Raw genomic sequence first — 373 nt, 5'->3', positions numbered from 1 at the left:
CGAAGCCGGTGGAGAGGCTGCTCAGGGTAATAGCATTGTCGCGCCACTCCCCGCTGCCCTTCACATCCCAGCGCGCCTGCATCGGGGTAAAATGTCCCTCGCCCCAGTAGCGCCACTGCCAGCGGCCGCTGTCGGGCAGAAAATCGCTCGCCTGACCGTCCAGATGCAGCGTAAAGTCGCCCATCTGCTGCTCATGGGCGCGAAGGATCGCCTGCAGGCGGCCATCGACGCCCTGCTGAGTGACCTTAACCCCGGCCAGCGGCCAGCGGATTTCGTCAATATTCAGCGCGTCGATCACCCGCCCGCGCGAGCGCAGCAACGCACCGGGGTGAAAAGCCAGCTGCGGGCTGATCAGCGGCCCGCTGAGCTGAGC

The 373-nt window shown here is 66.0% G+C and carries 1 pseudogene; it reads right to left on the bottom strand.

The annotated features are described in order from the left end of the window. Positions 1-373: pseudogene (locus LU493_RS19775) on the bottom strand (hypothetical protein); the annotation flags it as partial.

The organism is Halomonas elongata (genome assembly GCF_029081005.1).
Classification (GTDB): Bacteria; Pseudomonadota; Gammaproteobacteria; order Pseudomonadales; family Halomonadaceae; genus Halomonas; species Halomonas elongata_B.
This window is presented reverse-complemented; position numbering and strand designations above follow the sequence as displayed.